The sequence below is a fragment of the Phaeodactylibacter xiamenensis genome, assembly GCF_965229835.1.
GTDB classification, from domain to species: Bacteria; Bacteroidota; Bacteroidia; order Chitinophagales; family Saprospiraceae; genus Phaeodactylibacter; species Phaeodactylibacter xiamenensis.
Map to the genome: position 1 here is coordinate 1326948 of NZ_OZ245931.1, position 24393 is coordinate 1351340.

Genomic DNA, 24393 nt, shown 5'->3' on the forward strand with positions numbered 1-24393 from the left:
TTACTCAAAAGGTTCTGCTTACATTCAGTTCCCAAAAAATGCCTTATCAAAAATAGAAAATAATGCTCTTTTTCCGCTTGTTTCTGGTCCTGACCATCGCCATACCATTGCGCGCGCAGGTAGACCCCCAAAATATCCAAATCGCCCGCGACCAATGGGGGGTGCCCCACATTTTTGCCCCTACGGATGCTGAAGTCGCCTACGGGCTCGCCTGGGCTTCTGCCGAGGATGACTTTCTCACCATGCAAAAGCAGCTGCTGCCCGCTAAGGGGCTGATGGGGCAGGTCTTTGGCAAACAAGGCGCTCAGCTTGATGTGATTGTGCACCTGCTGGGCGCAAGAAAAACGACCCGGGAGCGCTACACCACCGACCTCAGCCCGGATTTCCGGAAGATTCTCGAAGCTTATGCCGATGGGCTCAACGCCTATGCCGCCAGGCACCCAAAGGAAGTCCTCCACCGCAAGCTTTTCCCGGTGGATGGGCAGGACCTTATCCCCTCCTACATGCTCGGTCTGGCACTGCTTTCGCAAATTGATGAGCCACTGAGTGAAATTTTCAGTGGGAAAATTGGTGAGGAAGTGAGTCAGGAAAGAGGCTCCAATGCCGCCGCCATCGCCCCGCATAAAACGACAACCGGCGAGACCTTTCTGCTTGCCAATTCTCACCAACCGCTGGAAGGGCTCTACTCCTGGTACGAGGCTCATGTGTGCAGTGAAGAGGGCTGGAATATGCTGGGCGCGAATTTCCCCGGGGGCGTTAGCCTGTTCCTGGGTACCAATCCCTACCTCGGCTGGGCGCATACCGTCAATTATCCCGATTTTACAGATATCTACAAACTGAAGATGCACCCGGAACGGAAACTGGCTTACCGTTTTAATGGAGAATGGCTGGAACTGCAGCCCGACTTTTACAAGGCACGCATCCGGCTGCTGGGCTTTCTGCCCGCAGGCAAAAAACAAAAATTTTACCAGAGCAAATACGGCATAACTTTCGAAACGCCCAATGGGTTCTTCGCCCTGCGCACCGTTGCCAATCAGACCATCAAAGCACCAGAGCAGTGGTACCGCATGAATAAAGCCCGGAACTGGGATGAATTCCGGGCGGCGCTGGACCTGCAGGGCATCACCTGTACCAACATCGTTTATGCGGACCGAGAAGGGCATATTTATCACCTCGGGAATGGGCTGCTGCCCAAACGAGACCCCAACTACGACTGGTCAGGCATACTGCCCGGCGACACTTCCGCCACCCTATGGGAGAATGACTTTTACCCGGTAGACCAGCTGGTGCAGGTACTTGACCCGCCTTCAGGTTATGTCTACAACTGCAACCACACTCCCTTCCGGAGTACCGCTCCCGAAGACAACCCTGACACCACTGCCATACCGCCCCACATGGGTTACAAACGCCCCAACGACCTCACCAACCGGGGCGCCCGCTTCCAGGCTTTGATGCAGCAATACGATCAGGTAAGCTACGAGGACTTCAAGCGCATCAAGTACGATCAGGCTTATGAGCAGCCCATGGTAGCTGTACCCTGGTTTGAGCCCATATTCCATCTCAACCCTGATGATTATCCGGATATTCAGGAGCAAATCCGGCTGCTGCGGGATTGGGACCGGGTGGCAGATGCAAATAGCGAGGCCGCTGCCACGGCCATTCTTGCCTATTACCACCTGGAATCTGCGCTAAAATCCGGACAGTCAGTACTGGAACTGGACACCCTTCCAGAGAAAGAGCTTGCGGAAGCCCTGCGATTCGCGCAGGAGCATTTTGTTGAGCACTTTGGGCAACCTACAGTTCGTCTCGGCAAGCTACAGCAGCACCGCCGGGGCAACGTTAGCCTGCCCATGGGCGGCGGCCCGGATGTACTCGCCGCAGTACGTAGCGAATTGCAAAAGGATGGCCGCCTGCGCCCGGTCTCCGGTGATTCCTATATACAGTTTGTCCGCTACAGTGAGGAAGGGGTTCAAATTGAAAGCATCAACGCCTACGGAGCTTCCGCCCGCCCCGACAGCCCGCACTATACCGACCAAATGCAGCGATTCACCAGCCAGGAACTTAAGCCGATGACGCTGGATAAGGAGGCGGTGTTGGATGAAGCGTTGCGGGTGTATCATCCGGAGTAGGCCCTGCTTTATTGTTCATCCAGAAAGGCAGCCATAGCCTCACAAACCGCCTCCGGCTCTTCTACAGATGAGGTATGGCCGGCGTGGGGTATGATGCGCAATTGGGCATTTGGAATGTGCTCAGCAAGGTATTCTGATTTGGCGGGAACGGTGGCAACATCCTCTTCCCCGACCAATACCAGCGTTGGGCACTGAATATTAGCTAAGGCCCCGGGTGGTACTGCTTCCCGCTCAATGACGCCTTCCACCGCACGCGTAATGCTCCGGCTGTTGCGGGTCAGTTGCTGCTCCCAATATTTTCTGAGCGAACGCCGGTTTGGGTCCTGCAGAAAGGATGGGCCAAACATGATTTTCATGACCGGGCGCTTGACCGCCCAAACGCCCAGCATTTTCACGATCCGGTTGAGCATCCGGTAACGCGGGATGTTCTCTTCAGGCTCTGCCTGGGCAGAAGTATCTATAAGTGTCAATGACTGGACTCGATCCGGGTGCCGACTGGCAAGGCGCAGCCCGACAAAGCCGCCCATACTCAGCCCCGCGAAGTGGCAACGATCAATTTTCAGCGCATCAAGCAGAGCCACAGCATCCCTGGTGAGCGTGTCCATGTCGTACCCACCCTCTGTAACTGAACTCTGCCCCTGCCCCCGGTGGTCGTAGGCGATGACCCGGTATCGGTCTTTAAAAAACGTAATTTGATCAGCAAACATGCGACTGCTCCAAAGCAAGCCATGAGCAAACAGCAGGGTTTCCGTTCCCTGACCATGCTCTTCGTAGTAAAGTTCCGTTTGATTGACGTATATCCTGGGCATATTTTTCATAAAAGATACGCATTTCTGTGGATTTCTCCGCCCCCGCAGATAATCCCGCTGCACCATAGGGTTACAAATGCCTACCGCCCGCACACTTTAAATAGTACTTTGGCAAAAACGATAAAAATGCGCATTGATGCCCACCAACATTTTTGGGAATATGACCCGGTTGCCTATCCCTGGATTTCTGAGGCGATGCCTAAACTCCGGAAGGACCGCCTGCCCACTGACCTTAGCCCTTTACTGAAAGAGGAAGGCATGGGTGGCTGTGTGGCGGTACAGGCCCGGCAATCTCCCGAAGAAACTGACTTTCTGCTACATCTTACTCAGCAACATGCTTTCATTAAAGGTGTGGTGGGATGGATTGACTTGCAGGCACCTGATGTAGCACAAACCCTGGACCATTACCAAAGCAACTCTTTGCTCAGAGGGATGCGCCATATTGTTCAGGACGAACCGGATGATGAGTTTCTGCTTCGCCCGGACTTTCTGCGTGGTGTGCAAAAACTGGGACAGCAGGGCTATACCTATGACATCCTCGTCTTCGAGCGCCACCTCCCGGTAGTGCTAAAGTTCCTGGATGCCTGCCCCGATCAGCCTTTTGTGCTGGACCATTTGGGAAAGCCTGTCATAGAAGGAGGGCCCAGTCCGCTTTGGACAGACCATATCCGGTCCATCGCCGCCCACCCTAACGTTTACTGCAAGCTATCCGGGCTCGTCACCGAAGCAGACTGGAACAACTGGCAACAAGAGGACTTCTACCCTTTCCTGGATATCGCGATGGAAGCATTTGGGCCCGAGCGGCTGATGATTGGCTCAGACTGGCCGGTATGTCTGCTTGCCGCTGATTCCTACCACGAAACAGTGAATGTAGTGCAGACGTACCTCCGGCAATACGCCCCGGAAGCCCAACCGGCTATTCTGGGGGCAACGGCCACCCAATTTTACCAACTTAACTAAAAAACCATGGACTTAAACCTAAAAGATAAAGTATTCCTCGTCACCGGTGGCGCAAGCGGCATAGGGGCCGGCATCAGCCGGGCATTGGTAGCGGAAGGCGCCCTGCCCGTCATCGTGGGCCGTAATAAAGCTAAAGGGGATGCTATCCTGGAGGAACTGGGCACGGGCTTTCAAATTGTAAAAAACCTGGGCACCGCAGAGAGCTGCCGCGAGGTCGTCGAAGAAGCCCTTCAGCTTACCGGCAGAGTGGACGGACTGGTGAATAACGCCGGTGCCAATGATGGCGTGGGGCTGGAAGATGGGAGCCCGGAAGCCTGGATCAACTCTCTGCAAAAGAACCTGCACCATTATTATTATTTGGCACACTACCTGCTCCCCGAGCTTAAGCAGCGTAAAGGCAGTATTATCAATGTCAGTTCTAAAACCGCCGTAACCGGACAGGGCAATACTTCTGCTTACGCTGCCGCAAAGGGCGCCCAACTGGCTCTCACCCGGGAGTGGGCGGTGGAACTCCTCCCCTACCACATTCGCGTCAATGCCCTGGTGCCTGCCGAGGTGATGACCCCGCTCTACCGGACCTGGCTTGATACCTTCGATGACCCTGCAGCCAAACAGCGGAGTATCGAAAGTAAAATCCCGCTCGGACAACGAATGACGACCTGTGAAGAGATGGCAGACATGGCCCTCTTCCTACTCTCCCACCGCGCCTCCCACATCACCGGGCAGCATTTCTTTATCGATGGCGGCTACGTCCACCTGGACCGTGCCCTCTAAATACAGCTGATGAAAACGTACTGCTATACCCTCGACCTGAAAGACGCCCCGGCACTCATCGCGGAATACGAACGCTACCACGAAGCTGTCTGGCCGGAAATCCTCGACAGCATAACAGGCAGCGGTATCCGGCATATGACCATCTACCGCTGGTCCAACCGCCTGTGTATGATCATGGAAACGGAGGATGACTTCGACCCGGCAGAAAAAGCCCGTCTTGATGCGGCCAATCCTAAGGTACAGGAGTGGGAAACCCTAATGTGGGACTACCAGCAAGCGCTGCCGGGAGTACAGGCAGGTACAAAATGGGTGGAAATGAAACCCATTTTCAGGCTGTAGGTCAATTTTAAGTCTTATATTGACGATCCTCGCCAACAATATCTGGCGTTAACCCTTCGGCATTATGAGATTAGTACAACACAAGCAGGAAGCGTATTGGTTTTACCGCTTTCTATCCATCTTTTACGACAAAATTGTCAATCCGCTTTTCTGGACGGTCCCCATGCGGGACAAGGCGCTGCAGCTCGGGCAATTGCAGGAGGCCGGCATCACGGTTGCAGATGTAGGCTCAGGCACCGGCTTTAACACAGAGGGGATTGTAAAGATCGTTCCTCCCCAACAGGTCACCTGCGTGGATCAAAGCCCGCACCAAATGTCAAAGGCGAAAGCCAAACCTGAACTACTGGGATGCACCTTCCTTCAGGGGGATGCCGAAAACCTTCCCCTGCCTTCCAATAGCTTCGACCGCTATGTCTCTGCGGGGAGTATCGAATACTGGCCAGACCCCGCAAAAGGCATACGCGAAGCCTACCGGATAGTGAAGCCTGGCGGGCTTGCCCTGATGATTGGCCCTTTGGAGCCGGCTAATCCCGTGGGGCGGTTTATCGCAGAACTCTGGATGCTTTTTCCCAAAGAAGAAGAATACTGGCAATGGTTCCGGGAGGCAGGCTTTGAGGACCTGCAAGTCTGCTATGTCAAGCCGCAGTGGGTGGATGGCAAAGGGAAATATGGCATTGCACTGGCCGGCCGTAAACCGCTGACCGCAAACACAGGGCAATCCGAACCCCCTATACCTGAAACTGAGCCTGAGCCTGAAAAAATGGGCCCGGGCAGGCGTTTGCTCATGATCCTCCGGGTACTGATTGGGTCGCTGGCAGGATTCCTTTTCATACCGGCAGCCCTGCTGGGCTACGTCCGCATGGCTTTTACTGATCAGTCGCATATCCCGGAAGCCGAGCGGGAGCGCCTCAACCGGTATCAAATTGCGGCGCTGATCGTTACAGCACTACTGATCATCCTGCTTATTGCTTTGTTTCGGTAAAACAATTGATTCATCCCGTAAAATTACTGCCCGTGCTCAATGACAAGATCGCTCACTTTTATGACCGCTCCACTCAGGTATGGCTCGATACCTGGGGAGAGCATATGCATCATGGTTACTACGGCGAGGGGCCTTCCGGCAAAGACCACCGGCAGGCACAGCTTGACCTGGTCAATGTGATGTTGGAATGGGGCAGCCTACAGCAGGCTTCCCGGATTTTGGATGCCGGCTGTGGCGTAGGCGGCAGCTCCCGGTATTTGGCGGAGAAACTGCAGGCAAAGCATGTCCTGGGCTGCACCCTGAGTACCGTACAGGCAGAGCGCGGCACCGCCTACAACCGGGAAGCAGCCCTGAGCAATATTGTAAAAACCGAAGCCCGGGATATGATGTCCCTTCGCCCTGAGGATGGCCCGTTTGACTTGGTTTGGTCCATGGAAAGCGCAGAACATATTGAGGACAAAGCCCAAATGCTACAGTTGTTTTATAACTTGCTGGCACCCGGAGGAAAACTCCTCATGGCTACCTGGTGCCACCGCGAAACTCCACCGCCCCTAACCTCAAAGGACGAACAGATCCTCAGCCGTATCCGGCATTTGTACCACCTTCCGCCTTTGGCTCCTCTGTCAAGGCTGCGGCAGGATGCAGAAAAAGCTGGTTTCACCGGTTTGCAAACGGATGACTGGAGTGCTCAGGTAGCTCCCTTCTGGCAGGCGGTGATCCAGTCTGCCCTGAAACTGAAAAGCCTGAGTGGGTTGCTCAAAGCCGGCCTGCCCACCATCCGCGGGGCACTGGCCATGCGGCATATGACCCGGGGGTTTAAGCAGGGGACGATCTGCTTTGGGGTTCTGCAAGCTCAAAAACCTGTGTAATCTTATGATGGACTTCATCCGTTTTAGCCGGCCGCATACGATTATTGGTACAAGCCTGAGTGTACTGGCACTTTACGTGCTCGCCCTTAGCTACGCGGGTAATGAAACAGGAGACTGGAACATCTTCCTGACCGCCTGGGTCAGCTGCCTGGGTGCCAATATTTTCATCGTTGGCCTCAATCAGCTGACAGATATCGAAATCGACCGCATCAATAAGCCTTACCTGCCGCTCGCCTCGGGTGCTTACACTGTACGTACCGGACAAGCCATTATTGGTATTGCACTATTTATTGCGCTTGCCCTTGCCGTGTACGGAGGGCCCTATCTGATGTGGACCGTTGGGCTGAGCTTGCTGCTGGGCATCGCCTATTCCCTGCCTCCGCTCCGATTGAAACGGTTTCACTTCTGGGCGGCCTTCTGCATTATTACGGTGCGCGGGCTGATCGTCAATCTGCTTTTGTTCCTCCACTTTTACAATCAACTGAGCGGAGATACGGCACTTCCGCCCATCATTATATGGCTCACTGTTGCCATTTTCATTTACGGGCTCATTATTGCCTGGTTTAAGGACATGCCGGATACGGCAGGAGATGAGGCCCACCGTATTCAGACATTATCGATCAAAGTCGGCCTCAGGCGCGTTTTTTGGATTGGCAACAGCCTCCTGGGCTGTTTATTCCTCCTACTGGCCACCCTTCCTCTATGGGCTGACCTTCAGGTACATCATTTGCTCTTTGGCCTGGGGCACCTGAGCCTGTTATTGGGTTTTCTCCTCCTGGCCAGCCGGGTAGACCTCTCGGAAAAGGCGTCCATCATGCGCTACTATCAGGCCGTGTGGGGGCTGTTCTTTTTGGAATATGGCTTGTTCGCCACAGCCGGGTGGCTCGCCTGATGCAAAAAATGAAAGGAGCGCTGGGAAGTTGAATAACCCGGCGCTCCTTCGATCCTTTCAATTTAATCAATCTACTGCTTAATCACGGGCCAGGCACCGCGGGCTGTTGCCGTACGCAATTCCACCCAATAGATGCCTGAGGGCAGCTGTCCAAGTGCAAGCGGCAATTGCCACTGCTGATGGGCAACCGGCACCCGTCCCGATTGCAGCACCTGCCCCAGCGGGCTTACGAGCGACCACTGCAGTTCGGGTACTTCAAAGCCATTGCCCTCCATCATCAAAGGGCCGTTCGTGGGGTTAGGCGAAAGCCGTACAGCCCAGTCCGCCGGGAAGCTGCCTACACCGGAAACCATAACGGTGACGCTTTGCACTTCGGTCTGACAGCCGTTGATGTCCATCACTATTACCTCGTACACTCCATTGGGCAGGCCGGTAATGGAGGACGGGCTATTGAAGTTAGCCCCTCCGTCAATACTGTATACATAGGGTGGCGTACCACCAGAGGCTGCAATAGTAATCGCATCTTCAACGACTTCAACGGCCGCCTCAAGCAGTGCGGGCGAAGTAATCTCAATTGCGGCACTATAAATAAACCCTTCGCTGTCCTGGATTTCCAGATTATAAATACCAGGATCAAGATCTGAAAATACCGGGCTGCCTCCAAAGCCTCCCTCATTGAGCTGGTAAGTGTAAGGGGCTATGCCACCGGTTACATTTTGTACCTGAATGGCTCCATCGCCATCACCGGCGCAGGATACATTTTGCACCTCAATGCTGGCATCAACAATGATATTGACGTTGGCATCAACCGCAACGGTACAGCCATTTGCATCCACTACAAGAGCGGTATAGTCTCCATTGTCCAGCCCGGTGAAAACACCGGAGGGTTCAAAAGTATCCCCACCGTCTATGCTGAAGGCGTAAGGCGGCGTACCTCCTGATACCTGCAGGGTCAGGGTATTGTCCTCCACATCAGCTGCCAGCTCCAGCACCGGGGGCTCTCCCACCACAATTCCCGTTACCTGGAAGGAACTGCCATTAGCATCGGTGACGATTATGGTATAGGGGCCGGCCGACAGGTTTTCAAATACGCTACTGCTTTGTGCATCCCCACCGTTCAGACTATAGGTATAGGGAGGCGAACCACCCTCTACTCCATTCACATTGATGCGCCCATCTGCCGCACCAGCACAGCTGACCTCCACTACGGATGCAGCAGCACTTGTGATGATATTGATTGTTGCCTGTCCCGCAACCGTGCAGCCATTCGCATCTTCTATCACAATAGCATAGGTGCCGTTAGGCAGCCCGGCAAATATGAAGTCATCGCCAAATGTCGCTCCGCCATCAATGCTGTAGCTATAGGGCGGTGTACCACCCTCAGCCAACAAGGCGAGGTCATTAAGTGTAGCCTCTGCGGATAAGGTAAGTGGGGCCGGAGCACCAACCAATAAGCCAGCTATTTGGAACAGATTGCCATTCGCATCCGTAATTGTAAGCGCATACTCCTCTGCGGGCAAGTTTTCAAATACCGGGCTGTCCTGCGCAGGCCCTGTTCCCAACTGATAGGTATAAGGGGCTTCCCCTCCTTCTATAGAGACCACCGTCAGGCTACCATCGGCGGTATTGCTGCAGGAAGCATCGGTGATACTGAACTCTGCGGCAACAATCAGGTTGATGGTGATGCTACCTGTAACCGAACAGTTATTCGCATCAAGGACTTCCAGCTCGTAGGTCTCGTTTGGCAGGTCGTTGAACGCCGAAGCTGCGCCAAAAGTGGCGCCACCATCAATACTGTATTGATAGGGCGGTGTACCACCTGTGGCGGAAAGAGTTAGATCGTTACCGGTTAGACCGGTACTGAACTGCAGCGGATCCGGTGCGCCGACCTCTATATTATCCAACTGCAACACGCTACCGTTCGCATCCGTAATCAGCAGGTTATAATTGCCGGCAGGTAAAGCCGTGAACTCCGGGCCCGGCTGGGTGTCCCCTCCATTAAGGCTATAGCTGTAAGGCTCTACCCCACCCTGAATATTCGTAGCAGTGATACTGCCATCGGCGGCACCGGCACAACTGTTATCCGTTACCGAAAAGGCTGCACTTTGCAACAAATTCACTTCCAGTTCAAGGGAAGCCAAACAGCCATTGGCATCCTCCGCTACGATACTGTAGACCGCATTGGGCAGCCCGTCGAAGGAGGACTCCGGACCAAAGACCACACCACCGTCCAGGCTGTACTCATAAGGTGCTGTACCACCTGAAGCTTCCAGCACCAGTGTATTGACCGATAAGCCTGCGGACAGCTCCAGCGGGTCGGGTTCCTGCAGGTCTACCGAAGGCAGGGTAATCTCCTGCCCGGAATCATCACTTACAATGATGGTATATACACCGGCCCCAAGCCCTTCGAAAACAGGGTTATCCTGCGGGGTGCCTGCATTCAGGGCAAAAACATAAGGTGGCAGCCCACCGGCTACGGCAACTTCAATCGCACCATCCGTATCGCCGGCACAACGAAGCGGGTTTGTTATGCTTACCAGGGCCGAAAGCACGGAAGGCTCAAGTATCAGCAGTTCGAAGACCTCGCCCGGGCGCCATCCGCCTTCTGTATCGGTGAGATCGAACATAAAATGGTCGGCTGTGGCAGCGCTCCCATTGTGCTGATAGGACAGCAGCCCGCTATTGATATCAGCCTGGCTGAACACATCACCGATAGAAAGTACCCCGATGCCGTTCAGTTGCAATGTCCCATGCTCAGGGAGAGCGGTCAACACATAGGCTATATCTTCCGGAGCAAGGGCGCCCTTCTCAAAAGCCAGAAAATCAGCAGTAATGGTCTCCTGCTGTGCATAAGGGACTTCCAGTGTTTGATTAGCTAAAACTTCTGCAGGATCTGGCACATCGGAAGGGGGACAGGCTTCAATCGACCATGACACCAGGTTTCCACCATCCTGATTGAAGGCATCGCTAATGGTGAGGGTCCAGGTCCCGGAAGCTGGTAAGCCTGCAAAAGCAGACAGTGGGTCTAGAGACTGGAAGTTGCCGGAAATACCATAGGGCCCGCTCGCCTCACACGAATTCTCGAAATCAGCAGCGGTGAGTAATGCCTCATCATCGAAACCCACCAGCATATTATCCTGAGAGCACCCGAAGTCTGACCCCGGGACGCCCGGCTGATCAAACAAGGTGACGGATGGGCCACCTTCGTACGAAAGGGTCGCAGAGAGGTCGCCAAGCCAGGTATGATCGATAGCTAAGCCTATATTGAGGTCCTGTATCGTAAAGTCGCCATCAGTAGCCAGTGTGGTGGTGAATTCACCCGATCCGCTGGGTGGGATCACCAAATCAGGTTCGGCATCGGTGTAAACCGTGCAGTTGTTACCGAGGGTTTGAAAACTTGACCATACCGGATCAGGAGACCCGCCGCATTCATTAACGGGTATAGCCCTCCAGTAGTAGACGGTGAATTCATCGAGCCCTGACAGCTCATAAGCCGTATCTAAGACGGTCTCTTCGATGACTGTGTTTGCACCAAATGCCGGCGAGGTAGCGACCTCCAGCAGATAATGATCTGCAAAAGCAGAGGCTGACCAGTTGACTGTAGGGTTCAAGGGCACCGATTGGGCGCCCGCAGCCGGTGCGGCAGGAATGGCCGCTACAGGGGCACCCGCAGCGACGTCCAGAGTAAGCTCTATGCTCTTGCTGACAGAGGGGCTGACCGCCACAAGGGAGAGTTCATACACGCCCGAAGCGGCATCCGCCAGATTGCTGATGGTAAGAATACTTGAGGCGTTTGCCCCGACCGGATTGGCACTAAAAGTAGCCGTGGCGCCATCCGGAAGCCCGGTCACCGACAAATTCAGCATTTCAGAAAACCCGGCAACCGGAGTGGTAAAAATTTCAAACGTAGCACTTTCGTCATTGCACAGCGCCTGAGCTAAAGGTGTGGAGGCCATCAAGACTGTCGGACTGGGCGGCAGCTGAATTTCGAAATCCACATCTGAGATATCATAGAAAATGCTACCGGAAGCGACCACCTGAATCCTTGCCGTGCTCGTCAGTTCAAGCGGAACGAGAATCTCCTGCTCCCCATCGTTAGGCACGCCCTGAGCCAGTAGCACCGGATAAGTGAAGCCACCATCTTTGGACAGGTAAATGTCCACAGCGCTGCAATTCACCGGTGCACCATCGGTACCCGCTACATCCCATGTGACGGTCTCCAGATCGCCTACTTCCCAGACTACACTGGTATTGGGCTGCTGTACTACAAATGGGCCGGCGTCATCAGAAAAAACCAGCTCTACATCCGTAGCTTTCACGCATCCGCCCCCCGGGAAATTGTCCCGGACGGAGCACCGGAAGCTCATGGTTCGGGAAACGGAAGGCAACACCTCCCAGGTATCTTGTGTATTGGCAACCACTGCATTCAAATTGGGAAAATAGCGCACCGGATCAGGAGTTGGCGATAAGGACCGGAAAGCCGGCCCACCTGTACTGGCAGAAACCGGAGGCATCGTTGCTATCTCATTATCCATTTGTTCCCAGCAATAGGTCAATGCATCCCCTTCAGCATCCATCGCTTGTGCCTTGAGGAAAAAAGGCGTGGATACAGGCAGGAACAGCACGTCCTCCTCATCTGTGAGTATTGGCCCTGTATTCCCGACATCAATCAGCTCCGGGCAGGTGCTGCCAGCGCCGAACTCTATCGTGTTCGTAACCTCCTGTATGCTGATGGCATGGAAGTGGTCGTCGCTATTGTTTTGAACGTTAGGGCTGCAAATCCCGGCGTACCCCATAATCGTGGAGGCGCTGCCAGGTTCCATGGCTGCAGCAGCCACCCGGTTACAATTATTGTTCTGGGTATGATTTGCGCCAAACTGATGACCAAACTCGTGGGCTACATAATCAATGTAAAACGGATCATTGACTGGAGATGGTAACCCTGTAACGCCACGGGCCTTTCGGTTGGTGCAAATAGAAGCCAGAGAGGCCACACCACCTCCACTTGTGCTGAACACATGCCCGACATCATAATTATCGAAGCCCACCAGGCCATCTACGACACCCTGGTTCTCGCTCAGCAGCGTACCGGCGCTGTTATTGGTGAAGGGGTCTGTGGCGCCATCCAGAAAAATCACCTGATCCGTTTCGTCAATGAGCTCCATGTGCACCGTGAAGTCCCGCTCATAAACGCCGTTTACCCGGGTCATGGCAACGTTGTAGGCGGCAAGCACATCTGGCACTGTCCCTCCATGAAACTGTGCATACTCGCCTGTACAGGCAATAGCAAGCCGGTAGTTACGCAGGGAACAATCGCCGAGCAACGCTGCGGGCGCTGTGTCTGAATGACCGGCAGTACTGGCTGCATCGGTATCCATCCGGCAGCTGAATTCATTACCGGGGATGCCGTTATAGTCAGATTTGTAATACACCTGATAGTAGCGGGTTTGCCCTTCTGAGAAGACATCAATGAAAACCGTACTGTGCAGCCCGGACAGAATCATGGCGTGGAAGCCCTTGTGAGTATACCCAAAACGGGCATAGGCAGTGCCATCCTCCGGGCTATAGGCCGCAAAGGAGCGCATCCCGGGATACCGGGCGGACAAGCCTTCCGACATCACCGGTGCCTCTACGACTTTAAAAGTACGGTTGTGCCCGTTGGGCAGAGGCAATTCCAGGGATATCGCGTTAGCTCTGGCATCAGGCGTGTGCCACATTGGAGCTTCAGACAAAGCAGAGATCACCGCTTCCATATCTACACTGATGATCCGGGCCTCATCGGGCTGTATCTGACGGGTACCGCCAAGCCGCTGCGCGTCCTGCAAATGGGCATCTTTAAACCATTGTTGTGCGGATGAAAAATGAGGGAGGGTTAAAAACAGGCATAGCAATGCAAGTGGGTAGAGCGTTTTTTTCATGCTTACTTGTGTTTTGTGCACCATTTACAAGCGCTGCAAATGGTCAAATGGGTTATAAAAGTCTTGATATAGTGTTGCCGGTAAGTGGTCGTTAGGAGGGCTCACAATTTAGGAAAAAGAAATTATATTTTCGAAACTCTGCCAGACTAAATACGCCATCAGGATGGCCAGGTGAATCTTGCCTGACAAGTTTTTTTATTTCATATGCTTAAGGTAGGTGCCAAGGTGCTGCCTCATGAATTGTTCCGGGTCCCATACTCCTCTCAGCTGCCCTCTTTTGTCTGCACGCCAGACGTAAACACTGGCCTCTACCCATTGATCATCCCGTAAAACGGGGACTGCTGTTTTTATGTAATCCTCATCCTCATAGGCATCTAGTATGGCGTGCTCCGCCGGTGAAAGCCCATGTAGCAGCAAGCCCTGAACTTCAGAGGCAGGCTGTGGGAATACAGCAGGATACGGCTGCACGTTAGCCCCATCGTGTATCGAAAAACGATGATAATCAGGAAGTGTGGCAGCCGATGAGCCGGGCAGGCGGCCGAGCAGTATATGCAGGATTTCCGGAAAGAGCAAGGTACCGTAAACGAACAAGGGGCGCATTTCAGAAAGCTTCATTAAATTAAAAAGGGCTGAACAAAGCGGTAAACACTTTCATTCAGCCCTTTCAACAGCAACAGATGCTGTCAGATTTTATTACTGAGACTGCAGTTGCTCAATCGCACCCTCTGTACCACCTACCATCATGCTTGTTACGATGCAAAGCACGAACAGAGCAATGGCGAGGTACCAAGTCGCTTTCTCAATAAAATCGGTAGACTTGGCTGCGCCAAACATCTGATTGGCTTGCGTTCCACCAAAGGTGGAGTCAACGCCACCGCCCTTAGGGTTCTGGATCAAAACTGCGCCCATCAGTAGCACACAGACAAGGGCAATCAGTACAGTCATGGTAGTCAGCATATCTTAATCGCTTTTTATATTCAAAATTTGCTGCGCAAAGTAATCACTTTTTTCTGGAAAAACCAACATCAGGCGGCGATACATTTCTTCGGCTTTTTCGTGCTGCCCCTGCTGTGCCAGCACTCTGGCCAGCGTTTCGGAGACAAGGTTGCCGTTTTCAGTTATGCTCTGCAGCACAATTTCATCTACCTTACTATTGGGATTAGCTTTTTTCTCCTTTTTTTGCGTTTTCCGGTTGTCCTCCATTTTTTTGGACTCCATGATTTCGCTAAGCTGAGTCTGTATATCCGGGGGCTGGAATTGTGCAACCCAGCTGCTGAAGGAACTCTTGGGGCGTGGAGAGGGCTTAGGCCCATGCAATGGCTCATGAGGCGCCATACGGTCTGCACCAGGTGACTCTTCCTGCTCGGAATAAGTAACCTGGCTGATAAGCCCCGCTACGGCTACTGCATCGGCTATGGCGTTAAAAAAGGAGGCTTCAAGTGAGGGATCGCCCACTTGTTCCTCGGCTATGCCACTGAAATATGGCTCCTCCAGTTCGGGATGAGCAGCTCCGTCCGGTGTAACTTCATTCAGAGCGGACTCTAAGGCCTGCAGTTCCTGGTTTTTCCAGGCTTCAATATCCGTTTCCTGTCCATTCAGTTCATCTGCCATTGAAAGGTTAAGTTCTTCACCCACACCAGCAGCAGGCGTATCGCTTTCGGGGCTATGATCTGCCTCACCGGGGGCATCGGTATCGAAACCAAAATCAAGTTCCAGAACAGATTCTGAGGGTTCAGGGTTAATATCCAAATCAGAGAGCTCCAGGGCTTCTGCAGGTTTTTCTTCAAGGCTGTTCAGTTCCAGATAATCCTCTGAAAGCTGAAAAACCTCTTCTTCCGGTGCCGTTTCCAGATAGGCTTCAACTTCTGCATAAAGCAGGCTGCGATCGCTCGTGGTTGCCGCCACCCTTGCCAGTACAGTATCCCAGTCCTGACGACGGTCCTGCAGGCTTTTTCTCAGCAGCAGCAGCTGTAGCGGCTGGCAGAAAGGATACTGCATCGCCATGGTTTTCAGCTCCTCGTAGGGCAGCTGATGCAGCAAAGATCGGTCTTGCAGATATCGGCTAAAGGTTTCGGCATTCATAATTTGAGATACATTGATTATGCATTAGGCTCCCTGCAATAATTAAAGCCTTTGTTCCAGCCAAACAAATTAAGAAAAACTTCCTTTAAATCAAACTTTCGTTTTCAGGAAGGCCACAAGCTTGCGCACGGCCTGCCCGCGGTGGCTGATGCTGCTTTTCTCTTCAGCAGACATTTGTGCGAAAGTGCGGTTGAAGCCATCAGGCATAAAGACAGGATCATAGCCAAACCCCTGATTGCCTTTCTTATGGTGGATGATTTGCCCTTCCACTGTACCTTCGAACTGATGCTCTTTCCCATCAATGATAAGGCTGATCACAGTATGGAAACGCGCCTTGCGGTCCTCCTCCCCTTTCATATTGGCAAGCAGCAGGCTCATGTTGGCTTCATCGTCGTGGGCAGGGCCAGCATAGCGTGCAGAGTAAACGCCTGGTTCGCCATTCAGCGCATCCACTTCCAGTCCGGTGTCTTCAGAGAAACAATCGACCTTGTAATTTTTGTACACGTACCAGGCTTTTTCCGAGGCGTTGCCGGCAATAGTGGGGCTGGTTTCCGGCAGCTCTTCATCGCAGCCGATATCCTTAAGCCCCTGAATTTCAATTTTGCCTTCCAGCAACTGGCTGACTTCAGATATTTTGTTGGGGTTGCCGGTTGCAAATACAATAGACTGCATGTAGTATAATTAGGTTTTGTTTAATTGATTTAAACGTGAAAGCAAGCTTTGAGGGTTCGCCAAAGCTGGCCGGACTTTTCTTTCCCGCCCGCCTGCCGCTCCTCAAATATATCAGCGATGCTGTCGGTAAGGATAAAAGAGGTCGTGCCGAAGTGCACAGGCTGATAAGGGTGCAGTTGAAAATGCAAACCCAGCCGTTTGCCACTGACTCCGAAAAGAAAAACGAATTTCGCCGTTTTGCTTCCCTCCACCCGGCTGAAACTAATGGATTCCTCTTTTGTTAAACAGATGTGTTTTGCCTGTTGTGCGAGGTCAATTTTTGCAGCGCCGAACACTTTGGCCAGAAAGCCTTCTATTTCTTCCTGCTGCGCCACTTCGGCCTCGTACCATACCCAAATGCCCTTATCTCCTGCTCCTTTGACGCCATTTTTAGGCTGAGCTTGCTCCGGAACAGGAAAAAGATGGAAATCTAAAAAGGTGGATTTCAAAATTTTTGATTTAAATTAAGGTTTTACACCAAATAATCAATAAGAAAAGATATGGATTTATTCCAAATATAGAATAATTGTAATTTTTTCTTATTTTCGCATAAAAAATATTGCAGATGAAATTTAATATAAAAATCACGAAAGCTCAAAATTCACAGCTCGGACAAGTGGATTTTGACGACATTCCTTTCGGACGGGTATTTTCAGATCACATGTTTGTAGCCGACTACAAAGATGGCGAATGGCATTCGCCAAGAATTGTTCCTTTCGGCCGGTTTGAAATGCACCCTGCTGCGATGGTCCTTCACTACGGGCAAGCGATTTTTGAAGGGATGAAAGCCTCTAAATCTCACGATGGCACGCCTTTCTTCCTTCGCCCCGAGATGCATGCCAAACGGCTCAACAACTCAGCCCGCCGCATGTGCATGCCCGAAGTCCCCGAAGCGCTGTTTCTTGAAGCTCTTCATACGCTGGTCGACCTGGATAGCGACTGGATCCCGCCGCAGGAAGGCAGTGCGCTTTACATCCGCCCTTATATGTTTGCTACAGATGAATTCATCGGAGTAAAGCCATCTGCGACTTACCGGTTTATCATTTTCACCGGGCCTGTAGGCCCTTACTACCCCAAACCAGTAAGCCTGATAGCAGACAGGCAATTCGCCCGTGCAGCCGTACAAGGCGGTACAGGAGAGGCCAAAGTCGCCGGCAATTACGCCGCTTCTCTTCTTCCTGCCAAACTGGCGAATGAGAAAGGCTACGATCAGGTCATGTGGCTGGACAGCCGTGAGTTCAAGTACATTCAGGAAGTGGGCACTATGAATATCTTCTTCGTGATCGACGGCACTGTAGTGACCCCGAAACTGGACGGCGGTATCCTGCCTGGCATCACCCGGGACACGATCCTCAAACTGCTGCCTGAGCATGGGTATAAAGTGGAAGAGCGCCCTATCGCAATTGACGAGCTGGTAGACGCCTACAAAGCCGGCAAATTACAGGAAGTATTTGGCTCCGGTACGGCTGCGGTGGTGGCTCATGTTTCGAAGGTCGCTTACGATGGCTTTGAGATGGAGCTTCCGCCGGTGGAAGAACGCAAGGTCGGGCCGTTCATCAAAGCTCAAATCGATGGCATGCGTTCGGGCAAAATTGAAGATAAGCACGGCTGGATTGTTCCTGTACAGGGGCAGGCTGTGAATGCATAAGCTTATTTGACTTGATGCAAACGACAGGGGCACTGCCAAAACAGCTGCCCCTGTTTTTTTTAGGATTACTCTAAACCTCAATCTGATGAAAAAACTATGGCCTTTTCTGTTTTTAGCAATCCTTATATATAGTTGTCAGCCGGAAGCCGCTCCGGCCGACCCGGACGCCTATCCTGCACGCACGCCCAATGGCATTAACGTGGTCGTGGAAATCCCCGCCGGCACCAACATAAAGATAGAATATCAAAAAAATAGTCAGCGCTTCGAAGCGGATCAACGCGACGGAAAAGACAGGCAGATTGACTTTCTCCCCTACCCTGGCAACTACGGCTTTATCCCATCCACTCAAATGGACAAAGCGGCAGGTGGTGATGGAGACCCCCTGGATGTACTGCTGCTCTGTGCAGCTTTGCCTACCGGCACTGTAGTTGAGGCGCGCGCCATTGGTGCCCTGCAGCTCATGGATGAAGGCGAACTGGACACTAAGGTCATCGCTATTCCTACGGATGCCACGCTGCAGACCATCACACCTGAGGATTTCACCGATTTCAGCATCCATTATGATGGCGCGCGCCACATCATTGAAACCTGGTTTTTGTACTACGACGGGCTGGGCACCAATACCTTTGAAGGCTGGTTGGACGAATCGAAAACTTTAGCCCTCATTGCACACTACGAACAGTAAAGCACCGTTAGTGTTTTCTGGAAGAAACGCGGGCTGCAGCCGTTTTTAAATAAACCCAAAATTTGACTCCGAAAAGCCAAATTTTATTTTGCGGAGTGGAAAATAAAAACGACTTTAGCCCCCGAAATTCTATTGTCGGTAACCGGATGGGGAAATCCTAACCAAGCCAAACAAATAGGACCATTTATGATCAAAAGACGCCTATCTTCAATTCTGGTCTTCCTGACCTTTTTTTCTGCGCTCCAGGCCCAAACCGGAGACACAGACTTCATGCGTAGTACGGGGAAGATCTACGTCGTAGTCGCCGTCATCCTGGCCATATTTGCCGGTCTTGTCCTTTTCCTCATTTACCTCGACAGGAAACTAACCAAATTAGAGAACCAAATTAAGGACAATGATTGATCTCGAACCGAAATCACAAACGAGCTTCTATCAGAGTGTTCAAAACTACTTTGAAAAAGCAGCACAGCACACGGGCCTGCACCGTGGGCTTCTGGACCAGATCCGGGAATGTAACGCCGTTTACCAAATCCGCTTCCCCGTCAAAGTAGGCAATGAGTACAAAGTCATCGAAGCTTACCGTGTACAGCACAGCCACCACCGTACCCCTACCAAAGGCGGTATCCGTTACAGTAATCACGTTAATCAGGAAGAGGTGATGGCACTGGCAACGCTGATGACGTACAAATGTGCCATCGTTGATGTTCCCTTCGGAGGTGCCAAGGGTGGAGTAAAAATCAACCCCTGGGAGTTCACGCCTTCGCAGCTGGAGAAGATTACCCGCCGTTACACCACCGAACTGATACGCCGGAACATGATCGGCCCTTCTGTGGATGTACCCGCGCCCGATTACGGGACCGGCTCCCGGGAGATGGCCTGGATTTATGACACCTACCGCACCTTTAAGGGCGATGACATTGATGCTGCTGGTTGTGTTACGGGCAAACCCGTGAACCAAAGTGGTATCCGTGGCCGGACGGAAGCAACTGGCCGGGGTGTGTTCTACGGTATCCGCGAAGCCTGCGATCAGGTGGAGGATATGAAAAAACTGGGGCTGGAACCGGGTATTGCAGGCAAGAAGATTGTACTGCAGGGCCTTGGTAATGTGGGCTCCTACACCGCTACCATTTCGCAGGACGAAGGCGATGCGATCATCGTGGGCGTGGGCGAAGTGGAAGGTGCTATTTATAATGAGAATGGCATCGACATTCACGAATTGCTGAAATTCCGAAAAGAAACCGGCTCCATCCTTGGTTTCCCCGGTGCCCAAAATCTGGACAAAAAGGACCGCACCCGGGTACTGGAGTTCGAGTGCGACATCCTGATCCCTGCGGCACTGGAAAATCAGATCACGACCGAAAATGCACACCGCATCAAGGCGAAAATCATCGCTGAGGCGGCCAACGGTCCGATTACATCTATGGCAGAGGAAGTACTTCTTAAGAATGGCAAGCTGATCATTCCTGATGTATACCTCAACGCCGGCGGTGTGACGGTTTCTTACTTTGAATGGCTCAAGAACCTGTCGCACATGCGCTTTGGCCGTATGGAGAAACGCTTCAATCAGCAAATCAACCAAAACCTGGTTGACCTGATCGAGCGGACAACCGGAAAGAGCGTGACCGACCGGGAGCGTATGATGGTTGCCCGCGGCGCGGAAGAAATCGACCTGGTCCGCTCCGGGCTCGAAGAGACGATGATCACTGCTTATCAGCAGATTCGGGAGATCATGATGCGCAAGCGCAAGGTGGAAGATCTGCGGACGGCCTCCTTCGTAAGCGCGATCAACAAGATCAGCAGCGACTACCTGTCGCTTGGAATTTTCCCATAAACTGCGGAGCATTCCTCAATATACAACGTACAGCGGGCACCCAAAACGTGCCCGCTGTCTAAACATACACCCTTAGTATATTTGGCGAAAAGCTATTTTGCAAAATATTTTATTATCAAATACCCCTATGAGGTTTGCAATTAGCTGTTTTTGTCAATATATTGGAGCGGTTTTGTAAAAACTGAATAATCAACAGGAAAATGTCGGACAAACTGGACAAAATTGACCTCAAAATTCTGAAAATCCTTCAGGAAAGCAGCAAAATTACTAACCTGGAGCTTTCCAAGCGTATTGGTCTTTCCCCCGCTCCCACCCTGGAGCGTGTGAAGAAGCTTGAAAACTCTACCGTAATTGAAAGCTACCACGCCAAGGTTAATCCGCAGTCAATCGGATTGAACGTTAAGACCTTCGTACTGGTATCCCTGGCCTGGCAAAAGGAAAATGCCCTCAACCACTTCCTTGAGAAAATCAAGGAAATCGAGGAAATCACGGAATGCTACATCATCACCGGGGAAGCGGACTTCCTGATCAAGATCGTTTGCAAGGATATTCCAACCTACGAAAAACTCTTGTTCAAGACACTTTCACAGATTGATGAAATTGAGCGCCTTAAGACGCTCATGACCCTTTCCACTGTAAAAGACGCCAAAGTCCTACCTTACCGCTACGAGTAAGCGCCCGGCATACTATGGCATGACACACCGATCACAGCCGTTGCTGAATTACCTACAGCAACGGCTTTGCGTTTTGTAGTTGGCACAACTTCTATTATGGCAGCAAAGCAACACCATACCATGCTGTGGTCTGTTCGGTCTCCCGACCTGATGGCACCGTCCTACCTCTTTGGCACCATGCATGTCAGAGACCACCGCGCCTATACCTTTTATGAACAAGCCTGCCGCTGCATAGACCAATGCGAAGCGATGGCGCTGGAGTTCGACTTGGGCCGTATGGATCAGGATACTCAGGCGGTTATTATGCAACAGGTGCCTGCTCAGTCTTTGGAAGCCCTGCTGCCCTCTCGTAAACTGGAGAAAATCCGGAAGTTCTTCCTGCGGGCGCTGAGCGTAGACATATTTCCGCTGCGGCAGCTGTCCCCTTTGCTGGTCAGCAACATCATCAACGAGCGCCTGCTGGAAGAAGACCACCCTATAGCGCTGGATGAAATGCTATGGCAATACGCCCGTCAGGCAGACAAAACCATACTGGGCATTGAAACCTACGAAGAGCAGCTGAAGGTACTGCAAAAAATCCCACCGGAAGTGCAGGCACAGTCTATTGTCGCTATGGCACGCCATTTCAGGCAGCACCGGCGGCATTTGCTCCGGTTGGCGGCATTGTATGCAGCAGGCAATCTCCCTCAGTTGCATCAATCGTCAAAGCGCAGCCTTTCCGGTATGCGGTATCCCATGTTGTACCGGCGCAATGCCATTATGGCGGAGCGTATCGGAAAGATGATCGCCGGACAGCCCGTATTTTGCGCAGTTGGCGCCGGCCACCTGTACGGCGGCAAAGGCGTGCTCCGCCTGTTGAAAAAGCAAGGGCTTAGCGTTGCTCCTGTGCCACCTCAATAAACGCCCGGTCTTTCTTAGGCAGCTTAGAAACCACAAGATCATAGGAGTGATCAATCAGTTTGAGCAACAAAGCCTCCTCCAGTCCATCTTCGAAGTAAACCGTATTCCAGTGCTTTTTATTCATATGCCATCCCGGAATGATTTGATGATGCTCCTCCCGCAACTGCTGTGCCCACTCCGGGTCACACTTGAGGTTGACCCGAAAGGCCTCCTCATCCAGTCCGGTAGCCGCAAATATTTTGCCCATTACCTTAAAGACCAGGGTATCCGGCCCAAAGGGAAGGGTCTCCTCCACGCCCGGTTTATTGAGGCAATAGGCCCGGAAAGCTTCGATATTCATGGTGTTCTTTTTCCCTCAAGTTAATCGTTTGGCAGGAAAGCACAACGACATTTTGTGGCTTGATATTTTTTTTATCTTTGGGGCGTCCAAAATCCACCCACACAGGCCCCGTAGTTCAAGGGATAGAATAGGTGTTTCCTAAACACTAGATCCAGGTTCGAGTCCTGGCGGGGCCACCAGGCCACAACAGGACGAGAAGCCTGTCCCGGTCTAGCGAAGTAGGCCCATAAGGCCGTCACGCAGCTTTACCGGGAAGTCCTGGCGGGGCCACCAGAGTACCTATAAAATAAAGGCTTCAGCGCCGCTTGCGTAAACATTCACGAAAACACGGTGTCTGAACGCCCTATTTTACAGCATTTTACGCTAAAATGCAATCCTTTTTAATTTCTGCCCTCTCCTCCCCTGCCCGGCACAACTTCACAGACTATTTGTCAGAAGACTTTGCGGGTGCATTATCGTACTCTGAAGGGAACCATTCCGGAAGATAGTTTGTATATTAGCCGTATCCGGCAGGGAAAAGACTCTTCTGTTCGGTAAGCATCTATTAACACTACAGGGTACTTCTTTCGGAAAAACCCCTGTTAAAAAGTGTTAAAATTCCAAGTTCTTTGACATTAACTGATTGATAAACAGAGCAATGCAAAGGTTGCTGTCAGAGAGTATATCCAGTCCAGAGTAGGATTAAGACCCCTCAATTCCCTTAATAGGCGTATTGTACTGCCGCGTCAGAGAGTATATCCAGTCCAGAGTAGGATTAAGACTTATGGAATACTGGAGGAGTATTATATGTGTGTACTACGTCAGAGAGTATATCCAGTCCAGAGTAGGATTAAGACTTTGGCGTCCAGCTTTTGCGCCATTGGGTACAGCTTGCTGTCAGAGAGTATATCCAGTCCAGAGTAGGATTAAGACGCCCAAAGCGTTGCCGCCTTAGGATGATTCATCAGTAGGTCAGAGAGTATATCCAGTCCAGAGTAGGATTAAGACATTGTTTTTTCTTCTTTGGCTCCAATTTCTGGGCGTCAGAGAGTATATCCAGTCCAGAGTAGGATTAAGACTGTTTAGTCCTCCAAGCTTTCCAAGTAAAGGTCCTCAAGTCAGAGAGTATATCCAGTCCAGAGTAGGATTAAGACTACAGGTACGTCAAGTCAGCAACCCCCGCCACAACGGTCAGAGAGTATATCCAGTCCAGAGTAGGATTAAGACCAACGAAAAGCCTCTAGGAACTTGCAGGCAAATTTGTGTCAGAGTACATATCCAGTCCAGAGTAGGATTAAGACTGAATGTTGAAAATCACCCCGTTCAGAATCTGACAGTCAGAGCGTATATCCAGTCCAGATGGCTGCGTGCACCGCACGCAAAGCCATGCAGACCAAAGCATCGCTTTGCGTCAGTAGTAGGATCCGCTCGTTTATCTTTCAGTTAATGTCTATTGGTAAGTTTAGAAAGCACCATATTACTGCATACGGCTGGCTGTAATCACAGTTTACGCCAGCTCCTTACAAGCTTCCGCCAGCCAGGCAAACTCACTTCAGAAGCGATTTATAGAGCTTTTTGCGTACTGCGGACAACGTTGTCCGGGGTGAGCCAGAAGTTATTATTCAGTCAGCCAGACTACGTTTGTAGCGTAGGCAAGGTCTGCGTTAAGCAGAAAAGCTGTCAAAAATATTTCCGGAAATTTTTCGCACGTTTCAAACAAAAGCATGTTTCGAGATGTTAGCTTCGTACTTGCTCCGCAGAGCTTCACTGCGTAACTGCAACCGCTGCTTGCCAGCATCGCTTACAGGCACTTCGTTCCGTCAGCTTCGCACCGACTATGTCAGTACTGACAACGTGGTCCGTTCTTGCTA

At 51.9% G+C, this 24393-nt stretch carries 21 protein-coding genes, 1 tRNA gene and 1 CRISPR repeat array; of the genes, 14 read left to right on the plus strand and 8 right to left on the minus strand.

The features are described 5' to 3' along the window. Positions 1 to 62: 62 nt before the first annotated feature. Complete coding sequence (locus tag ACO08I_RS04795; protein ID WP_421948666.1) at positions 63 to 2129, plus strand: penicillin acylase family protein; 2067 nt, start codon at positions 63 to 65, stop codon at positions 2127 to 2129. A gap of 8 nt (positions 2130 to 2137) precedes the next feature. Here the strand turns inward: ACO08I_RS04795 and ACO08I_RS04800 are convergent, their stop codons facing one another. Continuing rightward, positions 2138 to 2938: an alpha/beta fold hydrolase gene (locus ACO08I_RS04800; RefSeq protein WP_421948667.1), complete on the minus strand. Its 801-nt coding sequence runs from the start codon at positions 2936 to 2938 to the stop codon at positions 2138 to 2140. Positions 2939 to 3064: 126 nt separating this feature from the next. Here ACO08I_RS04800 and ACO08I_RS04805 point away from each other — a divergent pair, with 126 nt between their 5' ends. From ACO08I_RS04805 to ACO08I_RS04830, 6 genes are all read left to right on the plus strand, one after another. After that, positions 3065 to 3898 carry an amidohydrolase family protein gene (locus ACO08I_RS04805; protein ID WP_421948668.1) on the plus strand — a complete coding sequence of 278 codons (834 nt, stop codon included), beginning with the start codon at positions 3065 to 3067 and terminating at the stop codon, positions 3896 to 3898. Between the two features lie 6 nt (positions 3899 to 3904). Further along, the gene (locus ACO08I_RS04810) at positions 3905 to 4672 is read left to right on the plus strand and encodes an SDR family oxidoreductase (protein ID WP_421948669.1); all 768 of its coding nucleotides are present in this window, start codon (positions 3905 to 3907) and stop codon (positions 4670 to 4672) included. Between the two features lie 9 nt (positions 4673 to 4681). Further along, positions 4682 to 5011 (plus strand): L-rhamnose mutarotase, encoded by a 330-nt coding sequence (locus ACO08I_RS04815; RefSeq protein ID WP_421948670.1) that lies wholly within the window; start codon positions 4682 to 4684, stop codon positions 5009 to 5011. A 64-nt stretch (positions 5012 to 5075) separates the two neighbouring features. Further along, positions 5076 to 5993, plus strand: coding sequence for a methyltransferase domain-containing protein (locus tag ACO08I_RS04820; protein ID WP_282784170.1), 918 nt, complete (start codon positions 5076 to 5078; stop codon positions 5991 to 5993). Positions 5994 to 6025: 32 nt separating this feature from the next. Further along, on the plus strand, positions 6026 to 6862 hold the full coding sequence (locus ACO08I_RS04825; RefSeq protein WP_421948671.1) for a methyltransferase domain-containing protein: 837 nt from the start codon (positions 6026 to 6028) through the stop codon (positions 6860 to 6862). Between the two features lie 4 nt (positions 6863 to 6866). Further along, complete coding sequence (locus ACO08I_RS04830) at positions 6867 to 7754, plus strand: homogentisate phytyltransferase (RefSeq protein ID WP_421948672.1); 888 nt, start codon at positions 6867 to 6869, stop codon at positions 7752 to 7754. Positions 7755 to 7825: 71 nt separating this feature from the next. On the opposite strand, the gene ACO08I_RS04835 is transcribed toward ACO08I_RS04830, so the two are convergent. From ACO08I_RS04835 to ACO08I_RS04860, 6 genes are all read right to left on the minus strand, one after another. Continuing rightward, positions 7826 to 13672 (minus strand): reprolysin-like metallopeptidase, encoded by a 5847-nt coding sequence (locus ACO08I_RS04835; RefSeq protein WP_421948673.1) that lies wholly within the window; start codon positions 13670 to 13672, stop codon positions 7826 to 7828. Positions 13673 to 13867: 195 nt separating this feature from the next. Next, on the minus strand, positions 13868 to 14287 hold the full coding sequence (locus ACO08I_RS04840) for a gamma-glutamylcyclotransferase family protein (protein WP_421948674.1): 420 nt from the start codon (positions 14285 to 14287) through the stop codon (positions 13868 to 13870). Between the two features lie 78 nt (positions 14288 to 14365). Further along, positions 14366 to 14629, minus strand: a complete 264-nt coding sequence (gene secG, locus ACO08I_RS04845; RefSeq protein WP_044149171.1) for a preprotein translocase subunit SecG — start codon at positions 14627 to 14629, stop codon at positions 14366 to 14368. Between the two features lie 3 nt (positions 14630 to 14632). Continuing rightward, positions 14633 to 15754, minus strand: coding sequence for a hypothetical protein (locus ACO08I_RS04850; RefSeq protein WP_421948675.1), 1122 nt, complete (start codon positions 15752 to 15754; stop codon positions 14633 to 14635). A 90-nt stretch (positions 15755 to 15844) separates the two neighbouring features. Beyond that, entirely contained in the window at positions 15845 to 16426 is a 582-nt protein-coding gene (locus ACO08I_RS04855) for a non-canonical purine NTP diphosphatase (protein ID WP_282784182.1), read from the minus strand. 29 nt (positions 16427 to 16455) lie between these two features. Beyond that, a complete protein-coding gene (locus tag ACO08I_RS04860; RefSeq protein ID WP_282784184.1) occupies positions 16456 to 16914 on the minus strand; it encodes a hypothetical protein in 459 nt (152 codons plus the stop codon). Positions 16915 to 17030: 116 nt separating this feature from the next. Between ACO08I_RS04860 and ACO08I_RS04865 the strand changes: the two genes are divergently transcribed. The 6 genes from ACO08I_RS04865 to ACO08I_RS04890 all read left to right on the plus strand — a co-directional run bounded on the left by ACO08I_RS04865 (position 17031) and on the right by ACO08I_RS04890 (position 22203). After that, a complete protein-coding gene (locus ACO08I_RS04865; protein WP_282784186.1) occupies positions 17031 to 18113 on the plus strand; it encodes a branched-chain amino acid aminotransferase in 1083 nt (360 codons plus the stop codon). A gap of 85 nt (positions 18114 to 18198) precedes the next feature. After that, the gene (locus ACO08I_RS04870) at positions 18199 to 18798 is read left to right on the plus strand and encodes an inorganic diphosphatase (RefSeq protein ID WP_421948676.1); all 600 of its coding nucleotides are present in this window, start codon (positions 18199 to 18201) and stop codon (positions 18796 to 18798) included. 186 nt (positions 18799 to 18984) lie between these two features. After that, a complete protein-coding gene (locus tag ACO08I_RS04875; protein WP_052516423.1) occupies positions 18985 to 19200 on the plus strand; it encodes a CcmD family protein in 216 nt (71 codons plus the stop codon). Then, the gene (locus ACO08I_RS04880) at positions 19193 to 20629 is read left to right on the plus strand and encodes a Glu/Leu/Phe/Val family dehydrogenase (RefSeq protein WP_282784190.1); all 1437 of its coding nucleotides are present in this window, start codon (positions 19193 to 19195) and stop codon (positions 20627 to 20629) included. The genes ACO08I_RS04875 and ACO08I_RS04880 overlap by 8 nt, the downstream gene beginning before the upstream one ends. Positions 20630 to 20829: 200 nt before the next feature. Further along, entirely contained in the window at positions 20830 to 21303 is a 474-nt protein-coding gene (locus tag ACO08I_RS04885; protein ID WP_081968960.1) for an Lrp/AsnC family transcriptional regulator, read from the plus strand. A 96-nt stretch (positions 21304 to 21399) separates the two neighbouring features. Next, positions 21400 to 22203: a TraB/GumN family protein gene (locus tag ACO08I_RS04890; protein WP_282784194.1), complete on the plus strand. Its 804-nt coding sequence runs from the start codon at positions 21400 to 21402 to the stop codon at positions 22201 to 22203. Here the strand turns inward: ACO08I_RS04890 and ACO08I_RS04895 are convergent. Further along, on the minus strand, positions 22175 to 22543 hold the full coding sequence (locus ACO08I_RS04895) for an MmcQ/YjbR family DNA-binding protein (RefSeq protein WP_421948677.1): 369 nt from the start codon (positions 22541 to 22543) through the stop codon (positions 22175 to 22177). The two genes, ACO08I_RS04890 and ACO08I_RS04895, sit on opposite strands and share 29 nt — an antisense overlap. A gap of 104 nt (positions 22544 to 22647) precedes the next feature. On the opposite strand from ACO08I_RS04895, the gene ACO08I_RS04900 reads away from it, so the two are divergent. After that, a tRNA-Arg gene (locus tag ACO08I_RS04900) sits at positions 22648 to 22722 on the plus strand. 472 nt (positions 22723 to 23194) lie between these two features. Further along, a CRISPR array of direct repeats spans positions 23195 to 23823; the repeat unit is 37 nt; unit sequence GTCAGAGAGTATATCCAGTCCAGAGTAGGATTAAGAC. Positions 23824 to 24393: the final 570 nt, after the last annotated feature.

Coding starts and splice junctions, on each gene's coding strand:
- ACO08I_RS04795 (WP_421948666.1), top strand. CDS start 63: ATGCTCTTTTTCCGCTTGTTTCTGGTCCTGACCATCGCCATACCATTG.
- ACO08I_RS04800 (WP_421948667.1), bottom strand. CDS start 2,938: ATGCCCAGGATATACGTCAATCAAACGGAACTTTACTACGAAGAGCAT.
- ACO08I_RS04805 (WP_421948668.1), top strand. CDS start 3,065: ATGCGCATTGATGCCCACCAACATTTTTGGGAATATGACCCGGTTGCC.
- ACO08I_RS04810 (WP_421948669.1), top strand. CDS start 3,905: ATGGACTTAAACCTAAAAGATAAAGTATTCCTCGTCACCGGTGGCGCA.
- ACO08I_RS04815 (WP_421948670.1), top strand. CDS start 4,682: ATGAAAACGTACTGCTATACCCTCGACCTGAAAGACGCCCCGGCACTC.
- ACO08I_RS04820 (WP_282784170.1), top strand. CDS start 5,076: ATGAGATTAGTACAACACAAGCAGGAAGCGTATTGGTTTTACCGCTTT.
- ACO08I_RS04830 (WP_421948672.1), top strand. CDS start 6,867: ATGATGGACTTCATCCGTTTTAGCCGGCCGCATACGATTATTGGTACA.
- ACO08I_RS04835 (WP_421948673.1), bottom strand. CDS start 13,672: ATGAAAAAAACGCTCTACCCACTTGCATTGCTATGCCTGTTTTTAACC.
- ACO08I_RS04840 (WP_421948674.1), bottom strand. CDS start 14,287: ATGAAGCTTTCTGAAATGCGCCCCTTGTTCGTTTACGGTACCTTGCTC.
- secG (WP_044149171.1), bottom strand. CDS start 14,629: ATGCTGACTACCATGACTGTACTGATTGCCCTTGTCTGTGTGCTACTG.
- ACO08I_RS04850 (WP_421948675.1), bottom strand. CDS start 15,754: ATGAATGCCGAAACCTTTAGCCGATATCTGCAAGACCGATCTTTGCTG.
- ACO08I_RS04855 (WP_282784182.1), bottom strand. CDS start 16,426: ATGCAGTCTATTGTATTTGCAACCGGCAACCCCAACAAAATATCTGAA.
- ACO08I_RS04865 (WP_282784186.1), top strand. CDS start 17,031: ATGAAATTTAATATAAAAATCACGAAAGCTCAAAATTCACAGCTCGGA.
- ACO08I_RS04870 (WP_421948676.1), top strand. CDS start 18,199: ATGAAAAAACTATGGCCTTTTCTGTTTTTAGCAATCCTTATATATAGT.
- ACO08I_RS04875 (WP_052516423.1), top strand. CDS start 18,985: ATGATCAAAAGACGCCTATCTTCAATTCTGGTCTTCCTGACCTTTTTT.
- ACO08I_RS04880 (WP_282784190.1), top strand. CDS start 19,193: ATGATTGATCTCGAACCGAAATCACAAACGAGCTTCTATCAGAGTGTT.
- ACO08I_RS04885 (WP_081968960.1), top strand. CDS start 20,830: ATGTCGGACAAACTGGACAAAATTGACCTCAAAATTCTGAAAATCCTT.
- ACO08I_RS04890 (WP_282784194.1), top strand. CDS start 21,400: ATGGCAGCAAAGCAACACCATACCATGCTGTGGTCTGTTCGGTCTCCC.
- ACO08I_RS04895 (WP_421948677.1), bottom strand. CDS start 22,543: ATGAATATCGAAGCTTTCCGGGCCTATTGCCTCAATAAACCGGGCGTG.